General features: G+C 68.2%; 22 protein-coding genes. 11 read left to right on the top strand and 11 right to left on the bottom strand.

Features of this window, described 5'->3' with window-relative positions:
• Positions 1–191: 191 nt before the first annotated feature.
• The gene (locus OV427_RS47920) at positions 192–470 is read right to left on the bottom strand and encodes a hypothetical protein (RefSeq protein ID WP_267862964.1); all 279 of its coding nucleotides are present in this window, start codon (positions 468–470) and stop codon (positions 192–194) included.
• A gap of 140 nt (positions 471–610) precedes the next feature.
• Here OV427_RS47920 and OV427_RS47915 point away from each other — a divergent pair, with 140 nt between their 5' ends.
• Positions 611–1,507 carry a sulfotransferase domain-containing protein gene (locus tag OV427_RS47915; RefSeq protein ID WP_267862963.1) on the top strand — a complete coding sequence of 299 codons (897 nt, stop codon included), beginning with the start codon at positions 611–613 and terminating at the stop codon, positions 1,505–1,507.
• An 85-nt stretch (positions 1,508–1,592) separates the two neighbouring features.
• Here OV427_RS47915 and OV427_RS47910 read toward each other — a convergent pair whose 3' ends face one another.
• Both OV427_RS47910 and OV427_RS47905 read right to left on the bottom strand, forming a co-directional pair.
• Positions 1,593–2,552, bottom strand: coding sequence for a DUF808 domain-containing protein (locus OV427_RS47910; protein WP_267862962.1), 960 nt, complete (start codon positions 2,550–2,552; stop codon positions 1,593–1,595).
• Between the two features lie 304 nt (positions 2,553–2,856).
• The gene (locus tag OV427_RS47905; RefSeq protein WP_267862961.1) at positions 2,857–3,804 is read right to left on the bottom strand and encodes a helix-turn-helix transcriptional regulator; all 948 of its coding nucleotides are present in this window, start codon (positions 3,802–3,804) and stop codon (positions 2,857–2,859) included.
• Between the two features lie 101 nt (positions 3,805–3,905).
• Between OV427_RS47905 and OV427_RS47900 the strand changes: the two genes are divergently transcribed.
• A complete protein-coding gene (locus OV427_RS47900) occupies positions 3,906–4,664 on the top strand; it encodes an SDR family oxidoreductase (protein ID WP_267862960.1) in 759 nt (252 codons plus the stop codon).
• Between the two features lie 34 nt (positions 4,665–4,698).
• Here the strand turns inward: OV427_RS47900 and OV427_RS47895 are convergent, their stop codons facing one another.
• Positions 4,699–5,259, bottom strand: a complete 561-nt coding sequence (locus OV427_RS47895; RefSeq protein ID WP_267862959.1) for a hypothetical protein — start codon at positions 5,257–5,259, stop codon at positions 4,699–4,701.
• A 141-nt stretch (positions 5,260–5,400) separates the two neighbouring features.
• Here OV427_RS47895 and OV427_RS47890 point away from each other — a divergent pair, with 141 nt between their 5' ends.
• A complete protein-coding gene (locus tag OV427_RS47890; RefSeq protein ID WP_267862958.1) occupies positions 5,401–6,054 on the top strand; it encodes a glutathione S-transferase family protein in 654 nt (217 codons plus the stop codon).
• Between the two features lie 24 nt (positions 6,055–6,078).
• Here OV427_RS47890 and OV427_RS47885 read toward each other — a convergent pair whose 3' ends face one another.
• Complete coding sequence (locus tag OV427_RS47885; RefSeq protein ID WP_267862957.1) at positions 6,079–7,344, bottom strand: hypothetical protein; 1,266 nt, start codon at positions 7,342–7,344, stop codon at positions 6,079–6,081.
• Between the two features lie 312 nt (positions 7,345–7,656).
• Between OV427_RS47885 and mxcH the strand changes: the two genes are divergently transcribed.
• Genes mxcH through OV427_RS47855 form a run of 6 tightly spaced genes read left to right on the top strand, consistent with a single transcriptional unit; the run spans position 7,657 to position 14,882 of the window.
• Positions 7,657–10,182 carry a TonB-dependent siderophore myxochelin receptor MxcH gene (mxcH, locus tag OV427_RS47880; RefSeq protein WP_267862956.1) on the top strand — a complete coding sequence of 842 codons (2,526 nt, stop codon included), beginning with the start codon at positions 7,657–7,659 and terminating at the stop codon, positions 10,180–10,182.
• 47 nt (positions 10,183–10,229) lie between these two features.
• Positions 10,230–11,444 carry a hypothetical protein gene (locus OV427_RS47875; protein ID WP_267862955.1) on the top strand — a complete coding sequence of 405 codons (1,215 nt, stop codon included), beginning with the start codon at positions 10,230–10,232 and terminating at the stop codon, positions 11,442–11,444.
• Between the two features lie 30 nt (positions 11,445–11,474).
• The gene (locus OV427_RS47870; protein ID WP_267862954.1) at positions 11,475–12,218 is read left to right on the top strand and encodes a MotA/TolQ/ExbB proton channel family protein; all 744 of its coding nucleotides are present in this window, start codon (positions 11,475–11,477) and stop codon (positions 12,216–12,218) included.
• 3 nt (positions 12,219–12,221) lie between these two features.
• Positions 12,222–12,650 carry an ExbD/TolR family protein gene (locus tag OV427_RS47865; protein ID WP_267862953.1) on the top strand — a complete coding sequence of 143 codons (429 nt, stop codon included), beginning with the start codon at positions 12,222–12,224 and terminating at the stop codon, positions 12,648–12,650.
• Between the two features lie 41 nt (positions 12,651–12,691).
• The gene (locus OV427_RS47860) at positions 12,692–13,486 is read left to right on the top strand and encodes an energy transducer TonB (RefSeq protein WP_267862952.1); all 795 of its coding nucleotides are present in this window, start codon (positions 12,692–12,694) and stop codon (positions 13,484–13,486) included.
• A 43-nt stretch (positions 13,487–13,529) separates the two neighbouring features.
• Positions 13,530–14,882, top strand: coding sequence for a PepSY-associated TM helix domain-containing protein (locus tag OV427_RS47855; RefSeq protein ID WP_267862951.1), 1,353 nt, complete (start codon positions 13,530–13,532; stop codon positions 14,880–14,882).
• Here OV427_RS47855 and OV427_RS47850 read toward each other — a convergent pair.
• Positions 14,876–15,280 carry a Fur family transcriptional regulator gene (locus OV427_RS47850; RefSeq protein WP_267862950.1) on the bottom strand — a complete coding sequence of 135 codons (405 nt, stop codon included), beginning with the start codon at positions 15,278–15,280 and terminating at the stop codon, positions 14,876–14,878. The genes OV427_RS47855 and OV427_RS47850 overlap by 7 nt on opposite strands.
• A 360-nt stretch (positions 15,281–15,640) precedes the next feature.
• Here OV427_RS47850 and OV427_RS47845 point away from each other — a divergent pair, with 360 nt between their 5' ends.
• A complete protein-coding gene (locus OV427_RS47845) occupies positions 15,641–16,561 on the top strand; it encodes a hypothetical protein (RefSeq protein WP_267862949.1) in 921 nt (306 codons plus the stop codon).
• A 26-nt stretch (positions 16,562–16,587) separates the two neighbouring features.
• On the opposite strand, the gene OV427_RS47840 is transcribed toward OV427_RS47845, so the two are convergent.
• From OV427_RS47840 to OV427_RS47825, 4 genes are all read right to left on the bottom strand, one after another.
• Positions 16,588–18,915, bottom strand: coding sequence for a Kelch repeat-containing protein (locus OV427_RS47840; RefSeq protein ID WP_267862948.1), 2,328 nt, complete (start codon positions 18,913–18,915; stop codon positions 16,588–16,590).
• A gap of 157 nt (positions 18,916–19,072) precedes the next feature.
• Entirely contained in the window at positions 19,073–20,392 is a 1,320-nt protein-coding gene (locus tag OV427_RS47835; protein ID WP_267862947.1) for a carboxypeptidase-like regulatory domain-containing protein, read from the bottom strand.
• A 163-nt stretch (positions 20,393–20,555) separates the two neighbouring features.
• Entirely contained in the window at positions 20,556–21,383 is an 828-nt protein-coding gene (locus OV427_RS47830; RefSeq protein WP_267862946.1) for a MerR family transcriptional regulator, read from the bottom strand.
• On the bottom strand, positions 21,380–22,447 hold the full coding sequence (locus tag OV427_RS47825) for an alpha/beta fold hydrolase (RefSeq protein ID WP_267862945.1): 1,068 nt from the start codon (positions 22,445–22,447) through the stop codon (positions 21,380–21,382). Before OV427_RS47825 ends, OV427_RS47830 begins: the two co-directional genes overlap by 4 nt.
• A gap of 296 nt (positions 22,448–22,743) precedes the next feature.
• On the opposite strand from OV427_RS47825, the gene OV427_RS50935 reads away from it, so the two are divergent.
• Positions 22,744–23,025 carry a DUF7710 domain-containing protein gene (locus OV427_RS50935; RefSeq protein ID WP_420718338.1) on the top strand — a complete coding sequence of 94 codons (282 nt, stop codon included), beginning with the start codon at positions 22,744–22,746 and terminating at the stop codon, positions 23,023–23,025.
• Positions 23,026–23,042: 17 nt separating this feature from the next.
• Here OV427_RS50935 and OV427_RS47820 read toward each other — a convergent pair whose 3' ends face one another.
• Positions 23,043–24,353 carry a PQQ-dependent sugar dehydrogenase gene (locus OV427_RS47820; protein ID WP_267862944.1) on the bottom strand — a complete coding sequence of 437 codons (1,311 nt, stop codon included), beginning with the start codon at positions 24,351–24,353 and terminating at the stop codon, positions 23,043–23,045.
• Between the last annotated feature and the right edge of the window lie 29 nt (positions 24,354–24,382).

The raw sequence follows: 24,382 nt of genomic DNA, 5'->3' as shown, positions 1-24,382 counted from the left end.
CGCGAATTACCTGATTACGGTCTAAGTGGGTCCTGACCGCCTCCACCGGAATGGAGAGAACACGAAGCCCGCGTCCTCCTGAGGTATCCCTCGGTCCTCCATCCGCTGCCGGGGAGCCGGACGCGGGGCAGCTCTCCATGGACGGAGAGCTGCCCTGGTCAACAGCTCCGCTCAATCAAGAGCGGGTGACTTCAGTAACACGCTCCACAGCGCGTCGGGCCATTGCCAATCTCGTAGTAGTCCGTCGCGTTGTAGCAGTAGTGCACCTGGAAGTTGCCCCACCCCAGACCGCAGACCTGGGCACAGTCCCAGTAGGAGCCGTGCGTGTAGCCGGTGGGGCAGGTGAAGACCGCCTGCTCCGCTTCACTGAGGTTCTGCTCCGGCGCCATCTCCTCCGGCATGGTTCCGCCACAGCCCGTCGACAACAGTCCCGCTGCAAGCAGCCCGCCCAGCATGATCCGCAGTTGCATGGTCATCCTCACTGACGTTGAATTCGGGTGAAGCGAATTGACGCTAGTGATTCGTCGGAATGACTGTCAACCCGGGCTCAGTCTCCGGAGTGCTCCGCGGGCCCTGAGGTGGAAGGGCCCGCCGGTGGGAAGGCCGTACCATGCACGACATGGGGACTGACGCGTCCCGTCGGCCGCGTACCCTCCACGGGGCGCTGAGCATCCTGCTCGGCCTCGTGAATCTCCTCAGCATCCCCACGATCCTGGCAACCGTTGCGCTGCGGTGGTTCCGGTTGCGCTACGCGATGCTCAAGCCGCGGCCCGGAGACATCTACGTGGCCACTGCGCCGAAATCGGGCACGACGTGGATGCAGCAGATCGTCTACCAGGTCCTCACGGGAGGCCGGGGCGAGTTCGAGCACATGTCCCAGGTGTCCCCCTACCTGGAGCAACTGATGCTTCGGGACTTCACGGAGGCAGTGCTGGATGCGCTCCCGTCCCCCCGCATCCTGAAGACGCACATGCCCTACTGGCTGGTGGCTCCGCCCATGGACAGCCGCGTCATCTACGTCACCCGCAACGCGGCGGACTCGCTGGTCTCGGTCCACAACCACGTCTGTCTGGAGACGGGCTACCGGCCCAAGCTCGACGTCCCCTTCCTCCGCCGGGACTTCCTGCTGAAGCGGTGGTTCTGGCACCTGGAGTCCTGGTGGCCGCACCGCGCGGACCCGAACGTCCTCCACCTGCGCTACGAGGAGCTGGTCGCGGACCTGGAGGGCGCCATCCGGAAGGTGGCGCGCTTTCTGGACGTCACCCTCGAAGAGGACCGCATGGGTGCCATCCTGGAGAAGTGCGGCTTCGCTTTCATGAAGCAGCACGATGAGCGTTTTGACGTGCGGCTGCCGCTCTTCGACCGGAGCGCCTCCAGGCCAGGCTTCATCCGCAAGGGCGTGGTGGGCGACGGCCGCGCGGTATTGACGCCCGAGGTCCAGGCCGCTCTGGGCGAGCGGATGGGCCCTCTGCGAAAAAAGCTCGGCCTGGGCGAGACGGAGGTGTGAGGCCCGCACGGCGGCACCCGGGACTCCGCCGGCTCGAGCCATCGGCTCCCTCGCGGTGACGAGGGCCCGAGCCGTCGCGGAGGGCCTACCGGGGCTTCGGGCGCGCCGCGCGGACGGCGCGCGTCACGCCTGTCACGACCAGCAGGACGACGATGCCGGCGAGGATGCCGAACACCGTGTTGATCAGCGTGGGGACGAGCGCCGCCAGCACGCCGCCGATGCCCGACACGGTGCCCGCGCCGTGCGCGAGGTCCTCGCTGAAGTGGTGCACGGGGGGGATGCCGTGGGTGAGGATGCCGCCGCCGACCATGAACATGGCGACCGTGCCGGCCACCGAGAGCGTCTTCATCAGATACGGAGCGCCGGTCAGGAGCCCCCGGCCCAGCGCGCGCTGGAAGCCGCGAAAACCCCCCGTGCCCGTCTTCGCGCTGAGGTGGAGCCCCGCGTCGTCGAGTTTGACGATGCCGCCGACCAGGCCGTAGACGCCGACCGTCATGATGATGGAGATGCCGACCAGGACGGCGACCCGCTGCCCGAAGGTCGCGGCGGCGACGGTGCCCAGCGAGATGACGATGATCTCCGCGGACAGCACGAAGTCGGTCCGGACCGCGCCTTTGATCTTCTCCTTCTCGAAGGAGACGATGTCCACCGCGGGGTCGGCGACAGCCTTGACGAGCTCACCATGGTGGGCCTCGTCCTCGCCCTTGCTGTGCAGGAGCTTGTGGGCCAGCTTCTCGACGCCCTCGTAACAGAGGAAGGCGCCGCCCAGCATCAGCATGGGGACGATGGCCCAGGGAATCAGCGCGCTGATGGCCAGTGCGGCGGGGACCAGGATGGCCTTGTTGACCAGGGAGCCCTTGGCGACCGCCCAGACCACGGGCAGCTCGCGGTCAGCCGTGACGCCGGTCACCTGCTGCGCGTTCAGCGCGAGGTCGTCACCCAGGACGCCAGCGGTCTTCTGGGTCGCGACCTTGGTCATGGCCGCGACGTCATCCAGCAGGCTGGCGATGTCATCAATCAGGGCAAAGAGGCTACTTCCGGCCACGAGCGTCTTCCTCTGTAATGGGTCGTCTCCGCGGAGCCCGGGTGGGCCCGGTCCCCGCGGGTGGGTGGGTATACCTCGGCTCGGTGACCGGGGCACGCGCCCCCAGCCCTGATAAAGAGGCATGGGGCAAATGGAAAGCCCGTTGAGGGTGAGGGCTGGAGCGGGAGGGGCAGAGGAGGGCCGCTGACAGGTGCCGCCGAGCTGTGCGTCCACACCCGACACCGAGGCCCCGTTGTTACCTGCCCGTGCCCCCTCGAATGGATGATGCCGGGGTCCCCCGCCGTGAGCGAGGCCCGCCCAGGCTTCAGGCGGGTGTAGAGCGTCTCAAGCCACGAGGCCGCCCTGATGAAGCCGGTTTCGCCTGCTCCCGCGCGTAGTGCGTTGGCGGAAGTCCGACGTGGCGGGTGAAGGCGACGCTGAAGGTGCTCGCGGAGCTGTAGCCGACCTGCTCCGCGACCTCGGCGACGGTGACTTCCTTGCGCCGTAACAGGTTCTTCGCCAGGGCCATGCGCCAGCCGAGCAGGTACTCCATCGGGGCAACGCCCACTGCGCGGCTGAATCGCTCGAAGAACGTCGAGCGGGACAGCGCGGCCTCTTTCGCCAACTGCGCGACAGTCCACGCCTGGGTCGGGCTCTCGTGCATCCGTCGTATCGCGACGGCAAGGCGCTCGTCGGCGAGCCCGCGCAGGAGACCCGGCGACGCCGAGGTGCCCGCCGTGGAGCGGAGGGCTTCGATGAGAAGAACCTCGAGGAGGCGGGCGAGGATGACCTCGCGCGCGGGCCGCCGTTCGCGGGACTCCTCGCTCACGAGCTCCACGAGGGTCGCGAGCCTCCGCTCACCGCGAATGTGCACGAGCTGCGGGAGGAGCGGGACGAGCAGGCTCGCGTCCGGGGAAGCGAAGACGCAGTAACCCACCAGCATTCGAACATCCGGCGGGGCACGTGGATCGCCATGTCTGATTTCGCCATCTGGCAACACGACGTGCGGGGTGTCGCGTCGACCCGGCGGCGGTTCGAGGCTCGACGCCGTGAAGTCGAACGCCGACGGGATCAAAACGAAGTCCCCCTTCTCGAGGATCATCGGCGCTCGTCCATCGACGGCAAGGCGGCTCAAACCCTCGAGGACGGCGCAATAGAAAGGCCTCCCGGCTTCCGCGCGCCGAACGCTCCACCGGCCTGCACCGCTCACCCGCTTCGAGAACGGAGCGCCTGGTTGGAGCAGGGTGACCACTTCTGCGAGCGGATCGATCATGACCGGACTCTTGCCAATGAGATGCGGACTTCCTGTTGTAGCACGTCCGGTCCTCGCTCCCTATCGTCTTGGGACTGAAACCACTACCGACAGGAGATGCCATGAAAACGATCTTGATCACCGGATGCTCGTCTGGATTCGGCCTCGAAACCGCCAGCTACTTCCTCGAGCGCGGCTGGAAGGTCATTGCCACGATGCGCGCGCCGCGCGAGGACGTGTTGCCCCGGTCCGAGCATCTGCAGGTGCTCGCGCTCGACGTCACCGACCCGCGGAGCATTCGCAAGACGGTGGAGGCCGCCGGACCGATAGACGTGCTGGTCAACAACGCGGGTGTCGGCCTGCTGAGTGTCTTCGAGGGCACCTCGATGGAAACGGTCCGCTCCACCTTCGAAACGAACACGTTCGGTGCGATGGCAGTGACCCAGGCGTTCCTGCCTCAGTTCAGGCAACGGAAGGCGGGGGTCATCGTGAACGTCTCGTCGAGCACGACGCTGAAGCCGCTTCCGATGCTTGCCGTATACACCGCGAGCAAAGCGGCGCTCAACGCGTTCACCGAGTCGCTCGCGCTGGAGCTCCAGCCCTTCAATGTACGGGTAGGCCTCGTGCTTCCGGGGCAGGCCCGGGAGACGTCCTTTGCTCAAAACGCACAGGCTGAGATGCGGAAGCAGGGCGTCGCCGTCCCCGAGGCGTACTCCGACTTCGCGCGGAGCGTCTTCGAGAGAACCATGGGGCAGAACTCGGGGCCATCCACCCGGTCGCTTGACGTGGCAGAGGTGATTTGGCGCGCGGTGAACGAGCCGTCGAGCCCGATCCGCCAGCCCGCCGGCGCGGACGCCGTGGAGTTGGCCAGGACCCGTTGAGCTCGAGTTCGTAAGCGGGCGCGGCCGGTCTGGCTCAGCCCAGATGCCCCCGGAGCGACGGCTCGAGCTGTTGCAGCATCGCTCGGGCCTGCTCTTCCTCGGTCAGGTGCCGCTCGTAGTGCAGCCGGCCCGCCGCAATCTCCCAACGGTCGAGGATGTCCTCGCACTGCGTCAGGATGGTGTACCAGCTCGCATCCACGAGCAGCGGCGCGGCACGCTCGAGGATGTGATGCGCCAGCTCATACTGCGCGTAGACCATGTCGGAGCCGGCCGGCATGAACTCGAGGTAGAGCGCCGCGGGCGGCCACAAGGCGCGCTCGCTCGGGTTGAAGCGCATCCCACGACGTCCGGCCCCCGGCTCGAGCAGCCCGACCGCGTTGCGCGGCGGTCCCCCTCCCATGTCCGGATTCCGGGCCAGCGCTTCGGTCACCAGCCGCCGCGCCGACTCCTCGCGTCCAGCCCGGACGGGCAGCACAGCGGTCCATTCGGTGCGGACCGGGGCGACCTGCCAGACACGAACGGTATGCATCAACGAGGACCCGAGCCCCTCCAGATGCGCGGAGGGCGCCTTGCGACCGGGCTGCTTTCGCTTCATCGGCATGTCTCATTGTACCTGAACCCACGTGAGGCTGAGTCCAGGCCCTTCACGGTTTTGATATATCCATTCCAAGGCATGTGCATGGTTGCAAAGGTCTGTCTCCGCAGCCGATGATGTTCGCCAAGGAGGGGCCTCTCGATGACCATCACCATTACCGCCTTTGAACGCTCACCCGATGGCGGCAAGGGACTGGCGCGTGATACGCGCATTCGCTGGGCGCTCGAGGAAGTGGGCCAACCCTACCAGGTTCGCTATGTTTCGTTTCGTGCGATGAAGGAACCCGCGCATCTGGCGCTTCATCCTTTCGGCCAGATTCCGACCTTTGAGGAAGGCGATCTCGCGCTGTTCGAGACAGGGGCGATCGTGTTTCACATCGCCGAGCGACATGCAGGCTTGCTGCCGGACGATGCCAATGCCCGGGCTCGCGCGATCACCTGGATGTTTGCCGCGCTCAACACGGTGGAACCGCCCATCCTTGAATTTGCAACCGCGAGGCTGTTCGAGGGCGACAAGCCCTGGTATTCGGAGCGCCTTCCTCTGGTGGAAGATCGCGTTCGCGGCAGGCTGAACCCACTTTCCGTTCGCCTGGGTGATGCCGACTGGCTCGATGGTGCGTTTAGCGCGGGCGACCTTTTGATGGTGTCGGTGCTGCTCAGGTTGAAGTCATCGGGCATTCTGGACGAATACCCAAACCTGGCCGCTTATGTCGCCCGCGGCGAAGCGCGGCCCGCCTACAAGCGAGCCTTCGACGCTCAACTGGCGGCCAACACCGGCAAGCCATCGACCGGCTGATTGCGGTCTGTCCTGGGTTCGAAGCTAGGCCTTCTCGAGGACGGGGCCGAGCACCTTCCGCAGCTCCTCGGGCGCCTCGGAAACCCAGGCGGGCGGGATCTCCACATATTCGTCGCGCAGCACCTTCACGACGCGATCCGCCAGCGCGCGGTCCTCCGGCCATGAGGGAACGAGGTACTCGCGGACCAGCAGCTCCACCGTGGCCTTCTGCCGCCAGATGACCTGGGACAGGCGCTCGATGACACCGGGCGGCTCCACCTTCATGCCCCGCGCCAGGGCGTGGTACGCGGCCGGGTCCTCCACCTTCGACAGGCAGGCGTAGAGCTGCCCTCGCACCGCGTCGTCCTGCTCCGCTTCCAGCCCTGAGAAGAGCAGGGGCCGGGTCTTCTCCGGCCAGCACTTGAACAGCACCTGGTACAGCGCGCTCCGCACCGGGGCGAACCCGGGCCCCGCGTTCTCCGGGGCCCGCAGCGCGGCCTCGAGCTGCTCGAAGGCCTCGGGAGTACCCACGAAGGTCCTGTGGCCATACTCGGCGCGGTTCATGACGGTGGCGTCCCGGACGCTGTCCATGCGCGCCTTCAGCGAGCCCGTGGTGAAGGGCCGCTGGGTGTCCCGCTTCGAGCCGCCCCGGGCCCGCTCCTTCTTCGGACAGGGCTCGAAGGTCCCCGGCGTCGGAGTGCCCACCGCCGAGCGCATGAGCTTCCGCACCTCGCCGTCCTCCACCCAGGGGTAGAGGGGCGCCAGGGCGACCCCCTTCTTCCGCTCCAGCGTGGCCACGAAGTAGTGCCCGGCGATGTCCACGAGGACCTGGAACTGCTTGGGCTCGAGCACCGCGGCGACCTGCGCCAACACCTGCCGTGCCTTCGGGAGCTCGAAGAAGCGCTCGGGCAGGCTCAGCAGGTGCTCCTCGGCGGAAGCATCCTCCGCCGTGCCGTCGAAGAGGTCGAGCAGGCTGTCCGCGTCGACGGAGAGCGGGACCCGGGCCTCCTCCGCTTCCGGCACCTCGAACCCGGCCAGCTCATCCTCCTTCAAGGACCAGGAGACCTGCGCCTCGTCGAGCCCGCTGTCGGAGGCCAGGAACACGCCGTGCTTGAATTCCCAGAACGTGTCCTGGAACACCACGCAGATGGGCGCCTCCGGAAAGGCTTCCAGGGCGTCTAGCAGCACCTGCTCCACCTTCTCCTTCTCGTGCAGCTCCGGGCCCGCGGTGATGCCGTGCCTCTGGAGCGTGGGCCGCACCTCTTCCGGGGCCTCGCAGCCACGAATGATCACGTAGTCGACGTGGGACATGCCGGGAGGATAGCCCCAGCCTCTTTCCGTTTTGCCACCTCGTCGCGATTTCGCTCTGCGAACGAGAGCTGCCGCCATCGGCTCCGTTACGGCGCGTTACAGCGCAACTGTGTGGACGTTCCTCTCTTGACAGTGAGAACTTCGCGTGCGACGAGAATGCGAACTACTCGCGCTTTCAACCCAATGCAGGGAGCCATGTCACCCCCGTCGCGCGCTCCAGATTTCTCGGTGCCCTCCAGTGCGCGCGACCGCCAGCGGACCGGCGCGGGCGTGGTCCGCGCGGGTCGGCTTTCGAAGTGGCGAGTCCCTCGCATGTTCCAGGTCCTCGTCGCCGTGGTGGGCCTGGGCTTCGGCGCCCACGCGCAGCAGTCCACGGGGGCCGCACCCGGCACGGGGCTCGAGCCGCCCACGCTCGTCGAGCCGGTCGAGCCCGACTACCCGGAGGATGCCCGCGCGCAGCGCCTGGAAGGCGAGGTCGTGCTGCGGCTGAACCTCGACGCGGAGGGGCGCGTCACCACGGCGGAAGTCACCGAGGCGCTCGGAAATTCACTGGACGAAGCGGCGCGCGAAGCCGCCCTCCGGCTGCGTTTCAACCCGGCGCGCCGGGACGGGCAGCCCATCGCCGCCCGCATCCTCTACCGCATGGCGTTCCGCCTTCCGCCCGAGCCGACCCCGGTGCAGGGCGACGTGGACGCGGGGAGCGAGGCCCGCGTCGAGCTTCGACTTCCCGCCGAGCCCGTGCCCGCCGCCCCCACGCCCGTCGAGGTGACGGTGCGCGGCACGCCTTCCGAAGCACGCCAGCGGCAGGAATCCGCCGAGGCCGTGAATGTGGTCGACCTGCGACGGGCGCGCGAGCAGAGCGCCGACCTGGGTGAGGTCGTCGCGCGCTCACAGGGCGTGTCCGTGCGTCGCTCGGGCGGTCTCGGCAGCGGAGCGCGGTTCTCGCTCAACGGCCTCTACGACGACCAGATCCGCTTCTTCCTCGATGGCGTGCCGCTGGAGATGGCGGGGTACACGTTCGGCTTCTCCAACGTGCCGGTGAACCTCGTCGACCGCGTGGAAATCTTCCGCGGCGTCGTGCCCATCCGCTTCGGCGCGGATGCGCTCGGCGGGGCCGTCAACCTCGTCACGGACCAGAGCCACCAGACGCGGCTGGGCGCGAGCTACCAGTTCGGCTCGTTCGGCACGCATCGGGTGTCGCTCAACGGGCACTACCGCCATGAGCCCACCGGCTTCGTGGCCGGCGGCGAGGCCTTCTTCGACTCCGCCCGCAACGACTACCGCATCGGCGTCGAGGCACCGGACGAGCAGGGGCAACCCCGGTCCGTCACCATCCCTCGCTTCCATGATGGGTACGGTGCGTTCGGCGGCGCGGTGGAACTGGGGCTCGTCGAGCGGCCCTGGGCGCGCAAGCTCCTGCTCCGCGCCTTCGCGTCGACCTTCGACAAGGACATCCAGCACAACATCGTGATGACCGTCCCGTACGGCGAGGCCACCTACGGGGAGGGCGTCATCGGAGCCACGGCGCGGTACGAGCAGCCCCTGGCTCCCAACCTCGAGCTGGCGGTGCTCGGCAACGTCGCGCGGCGCACCATCGACTTCGTGGACCGTGGCGAGTGGGTGTACGACTGGTTCGGCAACCGCATCCGTGAGCGGGCCGTGGACGGGGAGACCCAGGGCAGACCGGCCGACCAGACGCTCTGGGAGGACAGCGCGCTGGGCCGCGTGTCGCTCGAGTGGGCACCCCACGCCGAGCACGTGCTGCGGCTCGCGCTGTCGCCGACGCACGTGTCCCGGACCGGTGCCGACCACCTCCAGGCCGACCCCTCCGCTCGCGACCCGCTCACCGCGCGGCGCAAGCTCTCCACGTTCGTGGGCGGGCTCGAGTACGAGCTCAACGCGCTCCCGGTCTCCGGGGCCTCCGACGTGCTGGAGGGGCGGCGGCGTGGCACCGACTACCGTCTCCAGAACAGCCTCTTCGTGAAGGCCTACGTCTACCGCGCGTCCAGCGAGGAGGCGCTCCCGGGCGGCCTCTTCCGTCCGCTCTCGCAGGACTCCCACTCCTTCGGCGTCGGCGATGGCATCCGCGTCCGGCTCACCGAGTGGCTCTACGCCAAGGCGTCGTACGAGTACGCCACGCGCCTGCCGCGGCCCGACGAGGTCTTCGGCAACGGAGTGCTCGTCTCGCCGAGCCTGGAGCTCGAGCCCGAGGTGAGTCACAACGCCAACCTCGGTCCACGGCTGGAGCTGCGCCGCGCCTCGCTGGGTGACTTCACCGTCGACGTCAACGCCTTCTGGCGCGACAGCAGTCGCCTCATCGTGTTGCTCGGCAACGACCGCTACTTCACCTACCAGAACGTCTACCGCGCCCGCTCGGTGGGCGTCGAGAACGCCGTCTCGTGGAGCTCCCCGGGACGCCTGCTGAGCCTCGATGGAATGGTGACCTTCCAGGACGTCCGCAACGCGTCGAGCGAAGGCACCTTCGGCGACTTCGAGGGAGACCGCATCCCGAACCGCCCCTGGCTCTTCGCGAGCTGGGGCGCGCGCGTCCGCCTTCCGGGCCTGCCCGGTGGTGACGACACGCTGGAGCCCTTCTACGCGGGCCGCTACGTCCACTCGTTCTACCGGGGCTGGGAGAGCCAGGGCCTGCGCGAGTTCAAGCAGGTCGTGGACGCGCAGCTCACGCACAACCTGGGCCTCTCGTGGAGCATGAACCACGACGCGCGGGTGACGAGCACCCTGGAGATGCAGAACGTCACCGACGCGGCGGTCTACGACTTCTTCGGGGTGCAGCGGCCCGGCCGGTCCCTCTTCCTGAAGGTGACGGGAGAGCTCTGAGGAACAGCCAGTGAGCGCCTCTCGTACGGCGCAGGAGGAATACCGTGATGCCGAGCAGGAAGATGTGGGCCGTGGGCGCGCTGGCGCTCGCGCTCGCGGGGTGCAGTGACAAGTCCGATGAGGACGGCAACGACACGCCCGCGCCGGAGGGCCCGCGCTACGTGCTCGGGTCGGTGAGCATCGACGCGGACGGCAACCGCGTCAGCTACGCCCAGATTGTCAGCAAGCTGGAGGGCCACTTCACCAATGCGAATGGCATCGAGGTGAACGGCAACGCCGTCTTCCTCGCGCACGGAAGCGACTTCTTCTACGGCCTCGCGGAGTCTCCGGTGTGGGTGCGCTACTCCACCGAGAACGGGTTCAAGGAGACGGGTCGGCTCAGCTTCCTGAACTACGGCATCACCTACATGGACTTCTCGAACGTCATCGTGGACGACGAGACCGCGGTCTCCGTGCTCACCGAGGCCTACGTCGCCGTCGTCTGGAATCCGAAGACGATGACCATCAAGGGGGACGTCGACCTGTCGTTCCTGAAGAGGGATGGCTACTCGCTCGAGGCCTTCACGACGGTGACGCACAACGGGCTCGTCTACATCCCCGGCAAGTGGGTGAACTGGACCACGGCGCAAATCCAGCAGACGGTGAGCATGATTACGCTCGACCCCAAGGCGATGGCCGTCGTGAGCTTCGCCGAGGACAATCGCTGCGGCGCCGGCGGGCGCGTGACGTTCGACTCGCGGGGCTATGCCTATGTGATGGGCGACGGCCGGAACCAGTCGATGCAGGTGTTCGCCGCGGCGAGCGGCAAGCCCTCGGTGCCCAACTGCCTGCTGCGCATCGCCCCGGGCGCCACCGACTTCCAGGACGACTGGTTCTTCGAAATCCCGTCGCTCACGGGTGGGCTCGACTCGATGACGGAGCTGGAGGCCCCGTCCGTCAATGGTGGGGTCGGCTTCACGATGATGAAGTACGAGGACCGGATTCCCACCAACCTCAACCGGGTGAACTTCGAGCACTGGACCGTGCCCGCCTACAAGATGTGGCGCCTCACGCTCGGTGACACGCCGAAGGCGGAAGAGGTCCAGGGCGCGCACTACTCGGTCGTCGGCTTCAGCGGCAGTGGCGTGGACGGCAGGTTCTACACCAGCGAGAGCGACGACGGCTCGAAGTCGACGGTCTTCGAGCTCGACCCGGCCACCAACACCGCCGTCCAGAAGTTCACGATGGATGGCTACTTCTCCGGGCTCATGCCCATCGAGTGAGACACCCATCCCGGTGACGGGGAACGACACATGATTGAGAAACTCACCTACTTGATGGTCGGGTCGGGCGCCGGTTGGGTGCTCTGGCTGCTCATCGCGCTGAGCCTCGCCTCGGTCGCGGTTGCGCTCGAGCGCGCGTGGGTCTTCCGCCGGATGAACGGCAGGATGGACCCGCTCGTTCCCGAGCTTCGCAAGCTCCTGCGCGGCGAGGAGTACGAGCGCGCGCGGAAGCTCCTCGAGGGCGCGAACAGCGTCGAGTCGCGCGTCGTGGCCGCGGGGCTCGCCGAGCTGGAGCAGGGCGCCGCGTCCGCCGAGGAGGCCATGGCGGCGGCCATGGGGCTCGAGCGCAAGCGGCTCGAACAGCGGCTGCTGTTTCTCGGCACCGTCGGCAACAACGCCCCCTTCGTCGGGCTGCTCGGCACTGTCATTGGCGTGGTCGGCGCGTTCGAGGCGCTCGGACACACCCAGCCGGTGAATGGCGCGATGGCCGCGGCGAGCGCCCTGGCGCCCGAGCGCATCATGGGCGCCATCTCCGAGGCGCTGGTCGCGACGGCGGTCGGGCTCGTCGTGGCGATTCCGGCCGTGGCGGCGTTCAACTACTTCCAGGGCCGCGTCACGGCGGCGCTCGCGGATGCCGAGACGCTCGGGCACGTGCTGCTGGCCCACCTTCGCGAGGAGCATGCGCCCCGAGGCGTTTCGCGACAGGGAATCCAGCGCGAGGCCGCGAGCCACCAGGGCAACGGGTCGGCCTCCCTGGCGACGGCCGTGGAGTGACGCATGGCCGGCTTCTCTTCGAACAAGCCGAACGCGCCCATCACGGGCATCAACGTGACGCCGCTCGTCGACATCACGCTCGTGCTCCTCATCATCTTCATGGTGACGGCGAAGCTCGTCGTGTCGCGGGCGATGCCCATGGACCTGCCCAGGGCCGCGACGGGCGGCGAGGTGCAGCAGGTCTTCAGCGTCTCGTTGCGCGCGGATGGCACCACGTACGTGGACGGCCAGGCGGTTCCCCGTGACGAGCAGGTGCTGCAGCTCGCGCGCACCGCGCTTGCGACCCACCCGGACCTGCGCGCCGTCGTGCAGGCGGAGGGAGCCGTCCCACACAGCCGCGTCATGCATGCGCTCGACGTCCTCCGGCAGGCGGGCCTGTCCCGCATCGCCTTCGCGGTGGAGCCGGGGCCGCCGGTGGAGGTCGGGCCTTGAGCGGGCAGGGCGCGTCGCCCACGAGGGCACCTCGAGCCCGCGTGGACACGCGTGCGTCGATGCTGGACGGCTCACCGCGCGGCTCGCCCAGGCCGCTCATCCTGGCGGGCGTCGGCGCGGCGCTCCTCCATGGCGCGCTCGCCCTGGGGGCAACCCTCATGGGGCCGTTGCCGGAGGAGGGCGGTGTCGTGAAGAGCGCGCCCGTGTCCCAGTGGGTGGAGGTCGAGCTCCCGCCTCGGCCCGTCCAGCCGGTGGCCCCGCCGCCACCCGCCGAGGCGCCACGGGCGGAGCCTGCTCGCGTGAAGGCCGCGCCAGCAGCGCGGGCGCCCGCTCCGCGCACCGCGAATGCGCCGCCTCCGGCCGCCGCGCAAGCCGCGCAGGTCGCGACAGCGGCTCCCGAGGTCGTCGACTTCGGTGACACGTTCGTCGTGGGGAAGGGCACGTCCTACGCCGGGGGAACCACTGAGTCCGGCGGCACCGCGACGCACGCCGTGCGGGACTCCAACGCACGCGCGGGAGGCGTCGAAGGTGGCACCGGGACGGACCTCGCCGGGGACCGCTCCCGGAGGCCGGCGCTCGCGGGTGGTGCACGCTGGGACTGTCCATTCCCAGACGAGGCGGATGACGCGGGCATCGACCATGGCGTCGTCACCCTGCGCGTCGAGGTGGATTCCGCGGGCAGCGTGCTCTCGGCCGCCGTGACGGCGGACCCGGGGCATGGCTTCGGGCGTGAGGCGCGGCGCTGCGCGCTGTCCAAGCGGTGGGCCCCCGGGCTCGACCGGGCCGGTCAGCCCACGCGCGCGGTCGCGCTCGTGAACGTGAGATTCGATCGATGATTGCTCCTGCCCTGGCCGCGGAGCGTGCTTCGAGGAGGCCGTGATGCGTGCATTCTGGACCGTGGCTCACCGCTGGATGGGGCTCATCACCGCCGCCTTCCTGTTCATCACGGGCCTCACCGGCGTGGTCATCTCCTGGGACCACGAGCTGGATGAGTGGCTCAACCCCCACCTGACCCGGGCGCATGCGCAGGGGACGCCCATCCCCGCGCTGGAGCTGGCCCGTCAGGTCGAGGCTCGCCATCCCGAGGTGCGCGTCACGTACATGCCGCTGGCCGCGGAAGCGGGAAAGGCGCTCGCGTTCAGCGTCTCTCCCCGCGTCAACCCGGCGACCGGGACGCTCTTCGAGCCAGGCTTCAATCAGGTGTTCGTCGACCCTGTCTCGGGTGAGGAGCTTGGTCGTCGCGAGTGGGGCGCGGTGTGGCCCGTCACCCGGGAGACGGCGGTCTCCTTCCTCTACAAGATGCACTACACCCTGCACCTGCCGGTGATGTTCGGCACGGACCGCTGGGGGCCGTGGCTGCTCGGGGTCATCGCGCTCATCTGGACCCTGGACTGCTTCGTCGGCTTCTACCTCACGTTGCCGCTTCGCAAGCGAAAGCGAGAGATTGCCGCCGAGCCTGTCTTGGAGGGGGACGGGCCGCGGGCCTCGGGGCGTACCTTCTGGCAGCTCTGGAAGCCCGCGTGGAAGGTGAACTGGAACGCCGGACGCTACCGGCTGAACTTCGACCTGCACCGGGCCTTCGGGCTCTGGACGTGGGTGCTGCTCTTCATCCTGGCGTTCACCGCGTTCTCGATGAACCTCTACCGCGAGGTCTTCATCCCGGTGATGTCGGTCGTCTCGAAGCTGACGCCCTCGCCGTTCGACACGCGTGCGCTGTCGGCGCTGCCGGTGGAGCCTCGCACCGGTTACGCGGATGCGATTGCGATTGCCGAGCGCGAGGCCCGGCGCCGCGGCTGGACGGAGCCGGTCGGGTACCTGTTCCACTCAGAGTACCAGGGCATCTACGCCATTGCCTTCTTCCATCCCGAGGACGACCACGGCGCGGGTGGCGTGGGCCATCGCCAGCTCTACCTCGACACGCAGGATGCGAGCCTCCTCGGCGACCGCCAGCCCTGGAAGGGCACGGCGGCGGACGTCTTCGTCCAGGCGCAGTTCCCGCTGCACTCCGGTCGCATCCTGGGACTGCCCGGGCGCATCCTCATCTCGCTGATGGGCCTGGTGGTGGCCATGCTCAGCGTCACGGGTGTCATCATCTGGTGGAAGAAGCGCACGGGACGCGTACGGTCCGCCTCCGCCGCTCGGAGCCCCGCGCGGGCGGAAGGCCTGCCCGCCAGTGCCTCGGTGGCGCGCGCCCTCGAGGCGGGGGCAGGCGCCCAGGAGTCCGCTCAGTGAGCGCCGTGCTTCCGGCGCTTCGCGCTGCACGATGAGCACCGTCCCGACAGCTCCATGACGTGCTCATCGAGCTCGAAGCCGTAGCGCTCCGCGATTTCCCGCTGGAGCGCTTCGAGTGCCTCGGACTGGAACTCGACAACCTTGCCGCACATGGAGCACACGAGGTGGTCGTGGTGCTCCTGCTCGAACGCCGCCTCGTAGAGCTGGCGGTCTCCCCTGGAGACGAGCGCGGGCTGGATGATTTTCGCTTCGAGCAGGAGGGGCACGGCCCGGTAGACGGTGGCCATGTGCGCGCCGGCCACGCCCCGGCCGTGGAGCACCTGCACGAGGTCTTCCACCGAGAAGTGCCCGTCGTAGGTGAGGGCCGCCCGGACGATGGCCTCCCGCACCGAGCTCATGTTCTGGGACCTGGCCCGCAGGGTGACCCGGAACGCTTCCACCGCCCGGGTGATGACGTCTTCCCCCACCGGTTCTTTGCGAGCTGCTCGCATCTTCCCACTGTGCCAACGTCGCCATGCACTGGCAACCGGGGCGGGCCCACCCCTTCCATGTGCTGCAAAAATGTCGTCGAGGGTTGGCTTCACGGAGCAGGAGGGGAGCTCCCGGAGCGAGGCGGACTCCTACGTCGCGTGATATCCCTGGGGCCCATGACAGGACAGCGCCCCGGATCCTTCCCGCGAGCGGCACTCCTCTCCGCCGTCTGTCTGTTCGCGCCCGGTTGCGGGGGCGGGAGCCCGGGCCCGTCGAGCCGGGCCATCGTGACGCATGTGGTGGCGCCCGCCTGCGACGACATGGGGGTCTTGTTCGAGACCGAGAACAGCGAGGAGCCGCTGACCCACTATGAGCCGGTCTGCTTCCCTCCGTACTTCTACAAGTACGAGGGTTACTTCCTGGCCTCCACGGGCCAGGCGGTGCCCCGGCTCGAGAAGACCTGTGGTGCCTTCCGCGTCCTGGTCGTGTTCTTCGACACCGCGGCCAACCGGGACGCCCTGCGCATGAACCCCGAGGTGTCCGAGGTGCCCAGGATGCTGCTGGATGCGGATGTCCACGCGGCTTTGACCTCGCTGTTCGTGGCGTATGTCCCGGCGACCGTCTTCAGCGGCCTTGCTGTCCGGCCCCAGGTCTCCTTCACCTTCGACGTGAAGGTGTTTCCCGCGGAGCACCCGGACGCGCTGAGCAGCGAGCAGACGGCTGGCTTCGCGGCCTACGACGCCGTCGTGTTCCTCGAGGACCTCCCCGGACAATTCGCGGGCTACGGCGTCGGACGATGGCCGATGAATCATCCCATCTTCAGGACAGATGGGCCGGCCGCCCTGCGAATCGATCCACTCCATGTGAGCCCGGGCCTCTTCTACAACGAGCTCTTCCGGCGCAACGTCCCGGTGCTGCTCGCCGAGTACACCAAGGGGCCCGAGACCTTCGAGGAGGTGGGTGGCATCGTGTACGACCGGACGCAGGTCTTCAACCCGAGGACCGGCCGGGTGCTGGAAAGGGAGGACTTCGCGCTGCTCTCCCTGGTGCTCAATGGCTGGCATGACGTCGATGAAGACGGCATCCAGGACTGCGTCGATCCGGAGATCCACGCGGGCCCGGGGAACGTGGACGCGGACTGGGTGCCCGACACGCTGGACCCGGACCTGGGAGCCGACAACGGGCCCTTCCTCTGGACGCGCGGGTAAGGGGCCCGGCCGCAACAGGGCCCTCATCAGGGGGTGTACAGCTCCGCCACCGAGGTGAAGCCGGAGCCATTGTATCCCCCCGTGATGAGCACCTGACCGGAGGGCAGCAGCGTCGCCGCGTGGTCATAACGAGCCCCGGCCATGAAGCCGGCGGAGCTCCAGGTTCTCGTGGCCGGGTCATACAGCTCCGTCGCGGCGGTGGGGCCGCCGCTGTGGCCCCCCGCGACGAGCACCTTGCCGGAAGGCAGCAGCGTCGCCCTGTGGTTGGAGCGAGGCAGGTCCATGGAGCCGGCATGGGTCCAGGTGCCCGTGGCCGGGTCATACAGCTCCGCCATCATGGGGAGACCCTCGATGTCGAGGTGGCCCCCCGCGACGAGCACCTTGCCGGAGGGCAGCAGCGTCGCCGTGTGGCTGATGCGAGGTGAGGCCATGGCGCCGGTGGAGGTCCACGTGCCCGTGGCCGGGTCATAAAGCTCCGCCGTCTCGAGGACGCGGGCCAACGCGTTCTTCCCCCCGGTGATGAGGACCTTCCCGGAAGGCAGCAGCGTCGCCGTGTGGATCCATCGAGGTGTGAGCATCGCGCCGGTGGGGGCCCAGGTGCCCGTGGTCGGGTCGTAGAGCTCCGGCACGGCGGCGACGCCCTCGGACGTGACGCCCCCTGCAACGAGCACCTTGCCGGAGGGCAGCAGCGTCGCCGTGTGGCTCATGCGATGCGAAGCCATGGCGCCAGTCGAGGTCCAGTGGCCCGTGGCCGGGTCATACAGCTCTGCCGTGATGACGTGCTCCGGCATCCCGAACTGGCCCCCCACGGCGAGCACCTGGCCGGACGGCAGCAGCGTCGCCGTGTGGCCGCTGCGCGCCATGAGCATGGGGCTGGAGGCGGCCCAGGTGCCCGTGGCCGGGTCGTACAGCTCCGTTCCAGCGAAGGGGCCGCGGTTGCCCCCCGCGACGAGCACCTGGCCGGAGGAGAGCAACGTCGCCGTGTGTGAGTTGTGGGCCGAGAGCATGCTGCCCGTCACGGACCAGCCGAACGACGAGCAGACCGGCAGCCCCGTCACGGAAAAGCGCTTCGTGGTGGACAGGCCATGGGTGTTGGTGAGGATGGCGGTGGCGGCGGTGTTCTCGCCCGGGCGGAAACAGGCGGGCGCCGTCCAGACAACCCGGCTGGTGGTGGCCGTATCCTGCGCGGCGGCCAGCGTGCCGGCGGTGGTGCTCCAGACGAAGCTCAGTGCGCTGCCCTGCGGGTCGCCTGCCTCCACTTCGAAGACAACCTGCTCGCCGGCGCTGGCGGTCAGCGCGGACTGGTTGGCGCGGAGGACGGTCGGCGGGAATCGCGCGGTGCCGGAGGCGACCACGCAAAGCGCGAGGCTTCCCATCCCCTGGGCCCCATGCGGGTCCGAGACGGTGACGGTGAGTCGGCAGTTGTTGCAGGCCCCCTCGGGCAGTGAGGTGGGCATGAAGCGGGCGGTGCTGGACGCTGCCTCCAGCCAGACGCCGGCGCAGCTCGCCGTCCATTGGTAGGTGAGCGTGTCCCCATCGAGGTCCGTGGCCTCCGCCGTGGCGGTGGCGGTCTGCCCCACGACGACCTGCGCCGCGGCGTTGGTGATGCGAGACACCGCGGGATGGCTGTTGAAGCGCACCGTCACGGTCGCGCTGCCATTCCCCGGCGGGGTCTCCGCCGCGACCACGTCGAGGAGGAATGAGAAGGTCGTCGTCGCGCCCCGCGAGTCACTCACGGAGTAGGTGAAGGTGACGATGCCGGGGGTTGTCGGTGCCTGCCAGGTGATGGAGTCGCTGCTCGCACTGCCCAGGAAGGTGCCTCCGGTGGCCGTCCATGCGTGGGAAATCGTGTCGCCCGGGTCCACGTCATGCGCGTCGGCCCGGAGGGTGACGGTGCCTCCTGTCCGCACGGTGGTGGGCGAGGCCACCACGGCGTCGATGAGGGGCGCCTGGTTGGAGAACGGTGGCGGCGGGTGGGCCCCATGCAGCGTCATCGCGACCAGCGTCGTCTGCCCGGCGGTGACGGTGACGTCGGACACCTGCCCCTCGTAGAGCAGCATGCTTCTTGCGTCGTAGGCCCGTCCGACGAAGGTGCGGCCCGAGCCCGAGGGGATGCCGTCGATGACACCTCCCCAGGTGCCGTTCGTCTTGGGAAGGGTCACCGTGACGGGGGGCACGTCCGGGGCGGAGTACGTGAGGGTGACCAGGTTGACGAACTGAGTGGAGCTCAGCGCCTGGTCCAGCGACATGGCCACCTGGACCGAGCCCGCGGTGGCGGCAGGCTCCGACTGGCAACCGGCCGCGACGAGCACGAGAAGCACCGAGACACAGGCCGCTCTTCCAATCCCGCGCATGGAATCCCCCTGCTGCTTCCGGCCCGGATGAAGCTTTCCAGAACTGCTGCCCATGTCAACCGCCCGGTTCCTTCGTCGGGACGCGCGCTGTGACTTCCCTCCATGGCGGCGGCACCGAGCCGTCCCATGGAGGGGTTGCTTCAGCCCTGCTCGAAGCTCATGGGGTGGGGGGGCTTCGGACGGTGACGACCGCGCCACAGGGGTGGTCGCCGTTCACGATGTCCAGGAGGTCGACGGGATTTCCGTCCGGGTCCAATGGATAGCCTGGAACGAGTGCCCCGGCCCCTGAGGTGACCCGTGTCGTTCCACCGGTGGCTGTGTATTGCGGATAGCCCGTCGCGGGGGCGGGGACCGAGGTGATCTCCAGGTTGTCGGCGCAGCTCCCCGTCTTGAGGGAGAAGGACAGGTCCACGTCCGCGTTCGGGCGCAGGTTGTAGAGGATGACGAATGGATCCGTGGCGCCAATGGCCTTGGTGGCCGACTGGGTCGTGCCCAGGCTGGTGACCTGCGAGAACTTCGTCTGGATGGGGAAGCAGCTCGGCGGGGTGTCACTCGAGTATTCGATGATGGTGCAGGCCGCGGGGCCGCGAATCTCCACGTCCGCGTTCCACGTGCCGATGCCTTCCATCGGGTCCGGCGTATCACCCAGGGGCACCGTCACGCTGATGACTGTCGTGTTGCCACTGAGACCTACCTGGGCCTGACGTTCGATCCACTCGCCCGTCGTCCGGTTGAACTTCCACGCGGTGATCGGGCACGTGGAGGGGGGCGTCCTTGCACAGGGCAGGGTTCTGTCCCCCAGCGAAGAGGGAATCGGAATCTCCAGATGGAAGGACAGGCCCGGCGCAACGAAGAGCGGTTGGTTGGCCGAATCCATTGCCATCACCGTCACGGCTCCGAGCGTCTCCAGTCGGACCCGCTCTCCCGTCAGACTCCGGGCCGTGAAGTCACCCGGCATGTTGGTGGCGTCGAGCGGCGTGATGAAGACGCGGATGGGACTCTGCGCCGTCGCCCCACTCATCGTGCGCAGTCCCCCGAAGAAGGGAAGGTACACCCTGATCCCCGTGGAGGGGTCCGTGACGAATTGGGTTTGAGGGCCTCCCGCCGGATTGAAGACAGCCGTACTGAGGGACGTACGGTTCATCCGGTACACCTGACCGAGGGCACCGGCCGTGCGGAATTCGTTGATGATTCCGAATTGAGGATGGCGAACGTCGATGCGATAGCCTGACGGCGAGTCCGCCACCGACAGGGTATAGGTCCCCGTGCTGCTCGTCGTCCGCACGGCGCCGTTGATGGTGACCCGGGCGCCCACCACGGGAGTGCCCGTCGAGCTCAGGACCGTCCCCGAGAAGACGGCCGATAGCGGCGCGGTGCTCTCCCCGAGCTCGGGACCCGGGTCCCCCTCGCGCGTGGGCTCGCCACAGGAAATGACAACCACCAGGGATGACAACAGAAGGAACAGTGACCGCCTCATGGAGCACTCCTCTCGAGGAAGGGCCCTCTGCTGTCGAGACGGACGTACACCCATGCCGAGGCCCGGAGGCAGCCTATGACAGGTTAAGCTTGAATTGCCTGAATATTGGTGGTGCTGGAAACATTTGCAATGGCGTATGCAAATAGCCGCTGGGGCCTGGCGCTCACACCCCGTGCTTCGCCTCCCAGGACAGCGCGAGCTCGGTGAGCCAGGAGGAGGAGGGCACTGCTTCGTTCGCGCCCACGCGCAGGAACGTTTCGCGTAGGGGGACGGCCGGGATGCGCTCGTGCGCATGGAGGTGGGCGAAGAGCCGCGCCCAGGACGGGCCCACCGAGTCGGGAGGCCCGGTGTGAACGAGCGTGGCCGCCTGCACCTCGGGCAGTTCCTCCACGTGCACACCCTCGGGCCGGGCACCGGGGGCCAGGGGCACGCACCAGGAGATGTCCGCATCGTCCTCGCGGTACTCCGCCTCGTGGTAGAGGCAGAAGGGAGCACCTCCGACATCCGGACCGCACGCGGCAATCAGACGCGGGAAGACCTGCGACGCGTCCGAATAGCGCCCCCGAGCGCGGTGCACGGCGACACGCATTCCGGGCAGCCATCGCTCCAGCAGGGGAGGAGGCGCGCGCAGGTACGCCTCCGCCTGCTCCTGGTGCCGAAGCAGCGTGTCCAGGGCCAGCACCGACCGCTGGGCGCTGGCCGCTTCGTCGGCAAGCCGGGCGCGCACCCTCGTGAGGTGCTCGGACAGGGACGCGCCCTGGTCCAGCTCATCGAGTACCCCGCGAATCTCCTCCAGCGACAGTCGCAGGTCGCGCAGCGCTCGCAAGGTGTGGGCCTGGGCGATGTCGCGCTCGGAGTAGTAGCGGTAGCCGGAGGAGGGGTCCACGCGCGAGGGCAGCAGCAGTCCCTTCTCCTGGTAGAGGCGCAGCGCCTTCACGCTCAGGCCGGTGATTCGCGACACCTCACCGATGGCATACAGCAGTCCACTCACCGCTTTGCCTCCGCGAAAAACGCGCGCAGGGTGGCCGCGAAGGCCTCGGGTTGCTCCTCGAAGGGAAAGTGCCCGCTGCCCGCGAGCTCCACCAGCCGCGCGTGGGGCAGGGCTTCTACCACGCGGGCGGTGGCGGCACGCGGCTGCAGGTCCTCGGCGCCGTGGATGACGAGCGTGGGCGCACGCACCCGGCCGAGCCAGGTCTTCCAATCGTGGTGGCGCCCCAGGCTGAGGTAGAGCCCCAGGGACAGCAGCCCTCCCGGAGTGCCGGAGTCGGGCAGTTGTGCTCCGGGGCGCTCCTTCCGCACGGCCTGGGCGTAGAGGGGACCGAAGCGAGCGAAGTGCTCCGCCAGCGTGGCGTCGTCCTCCTTCAGGCGCGCGGGGAAGTCGAAGGTGTGCGCCATCCACGCCTCCAGCACCTGCCGTTGCTCCGTGTCCAACCGGGCGCCGACCTGGGTGAAGAGGTTCCCGTCGCCCGCGGGCATCGTCACCAGCGGTGCGGGCGCCACCAGCACCAGCGCCTCCACCCGCTCCGGCCACTCCGCCGCGTAGAGCGTGGCCACCAGCGCACCGAAGGAGTGCCCCACCAGTGTGAGACGCTCCTGCCCGAGCAGGCGCCGGATGCGCTCCAGGTCCGCCAGTTGCGCGGCGAGCCCCAACCGCGCCTCCACCTCCTGCATGGCCTTCCATGTCCCGTCCGGCGGAGCGCGGGTGATGGGACGGGAGGACGCACCGCAGCCGCGCTGGTCGTAGAAGTGCCAGCGCAGTGCCTCGCCGGTGAGGCCGGCTGCGCGCCACGGTGCTGCTGGGGGAAGTCCCGGGCCTCCGTGCACGACGACGACGTCCCGCCCCTGGCCCACGGCCACGTGGTGCAGTTGCACGCCTGGCGCCACCTCCCAGCGGGAGGCGTCGGTCCGCTGTCCGGGGGGCACCTCCAGCGTCTCGCCCCGAGCGGCCAGCGTCTCTTCCACCGTGCCCGGCTGGAAGAGCCCGCGTCCCATCCACCACCACGCGCCCGCCGCCGCACCCACCAGCAGGACGAGTGCTCCGAATGCCAACACCATGATGTTCCTCCGCGACCGCTGTCTGGATGACATGCGCGGATGGTGGCGGTCTCCCCCTGGGGGAGAGTCAAGGCGCTCGCGCGTCGATGAGCCGGCGTGCGGGCCGGCTCGCCTGTTGCGGTCCCAGGTCCTTCTGGCTGGCCCTGGGCGGGCGAAGGACCTGGAGGCCCGCCCCGCCTCGGCGCCGTGTTGCCTCCGGGGCGGGGCCCGGGACTTCACGTCCGGGGCCGTGCAGCGCAGAATGGCCAGTCTCTCAAGCATGAACCTGAAAACACCCAAACTGGATTGAGACCTGAATGCTCCATGAACTCGCTGACGTATGGGTATTCTGTGGTGCTGGAGCACGTTTCCCTTCGGGGGTCTTTCGTGCTCGTAGCTCCGCGGAGGATTGGATTGGCCGTTATCGCCTGTCAGGTACCTTGACGAAATACCCTCTTGACGAGGGCGTGTACGACTGGGCCGTGCGCGGAGGCTTTTTCGAGCCCAAGCGAGCAGAACACTCCTCTGCCACTTTCGTGCAGGGATTCTCTTCGGCCAGTCAAGAGCACTACCACTATAGCGATGGAGTGTTGGACTGAAACGAGTCTCCGTCCGGTTATCGCTGGTAGCCGATTGCGATGATTCGGCCTGACGCGTCGCTGCTCACAAACAACTCGCCATTGGGGCCCACACCCAACCCCACCGGCCGATGCGGCCAGCTGGCTGCGGTGTCGCTGGCGCTGTTGAACTCGAAGAACGGCTCGTAGCGAACCGGCGACCCGTTCTCGAACACCACCCGCACCACCTCGTAGCCCTGGGCGGGCTGTCGATTCCAGGAACCGTGGAAGCTGACGAAGGCGTCGTCGACCACCTCGGGCGGGAAGGACGCGCCGTCGTAGAAGACGATGTCGAGCGGCGCAACGTGAGCGGGCATCGCCAGCATCGGAGGCACCACATTGTTGACGTCGCGGCACCACGCATCGGAGTGGGTGCCATCATTCATGAAGCCCGGATCCGCCCACTGCGTCTTCGGGCCCATTCCCACACCCGACGGAAGCAGAAACTCACTGAAGCAATAGGGGTAGCCATAGAACCGCCCGGCTTCGGCGAAGAGGTTCAGCTCTTCAGCGGGATTGTCGGTGTGGATGTCGCCCCCGAGGTCGGCACGGTTGAGATTGTCTCGCCCGTTTTCCACACCCCACAGCCGGCCCTGGCCGTCGAAACGCAGGCCCACTTCGTTTCGAAGGCCATCGGCAAACACCTCGCCGTCCGTGAAAGCCACGTTGCCCGCCTGAACCTGGGCCGCGGTGAAGCGACGAATGCGAGCGCGCGTCGAATCGTTGTCCACGTTCGCGGCTGAACCGACGCTCACGTAGAGGCGGCCTTCGGCGTCGAAGATGATCGTCCGGGTGGCATGGCCGCCCGAAGGGATGCCGGTCACCACTGCTTCCTGGCCGCTAAGCGCTGCTCTCGTGCCGGTTGCGAACGGCCAACGCAGGACGCGCGTCGCGGAAGAGGCATAGAGATATCCGTCGTGCAGTGTGATGCCATGGTTGAGCCCGCTGACCTCGACCAGCGTCGCCCGTTCGGACGAATCCGAAACGCCGTCACCGTTCGAATCGTAGAGCGCGGCGATTCGACCCGCGGTGCGCTCGACCACCAGAACGTCTCCGTTCGGAGCGACGATCAACCCTCGCGGATCAGCAGCGGTCGCCCAGGTCCATGCACAGTACCCCGCTGGCAACCTCGCATTGGCCACGTTGGCGCTCGAAGGCCCCAGGCAGCTGTTCTTGAGAGAAGTCCCAGCATCGGAAGTGCCGGCATCGCTCTCGGTGGAGGGCTTGTCTGAACAGGCCACGAGGGCAGAGGCACAGAGCGCTGCGACGAGCCCAAGTCGTTGCGGGAGGGAGAAGGATCTTCCAGTCATGGTGTTGTTGCCTCTGTACCGCACCGGAT

Source organism: Pyxidicoccus sp. MSG2 (assembly GCF_026626705.1).
Classification (GTDB): domain Bacteria; phylum Myxococcota; class Myxococcia; order Myxococcales; family Myxococcaceae; genus Myxococcus.
Note: the sequence above shows the minus strand (reverse complement) of the source record. Positions and strands in the feature narration are given on the sequence as shown.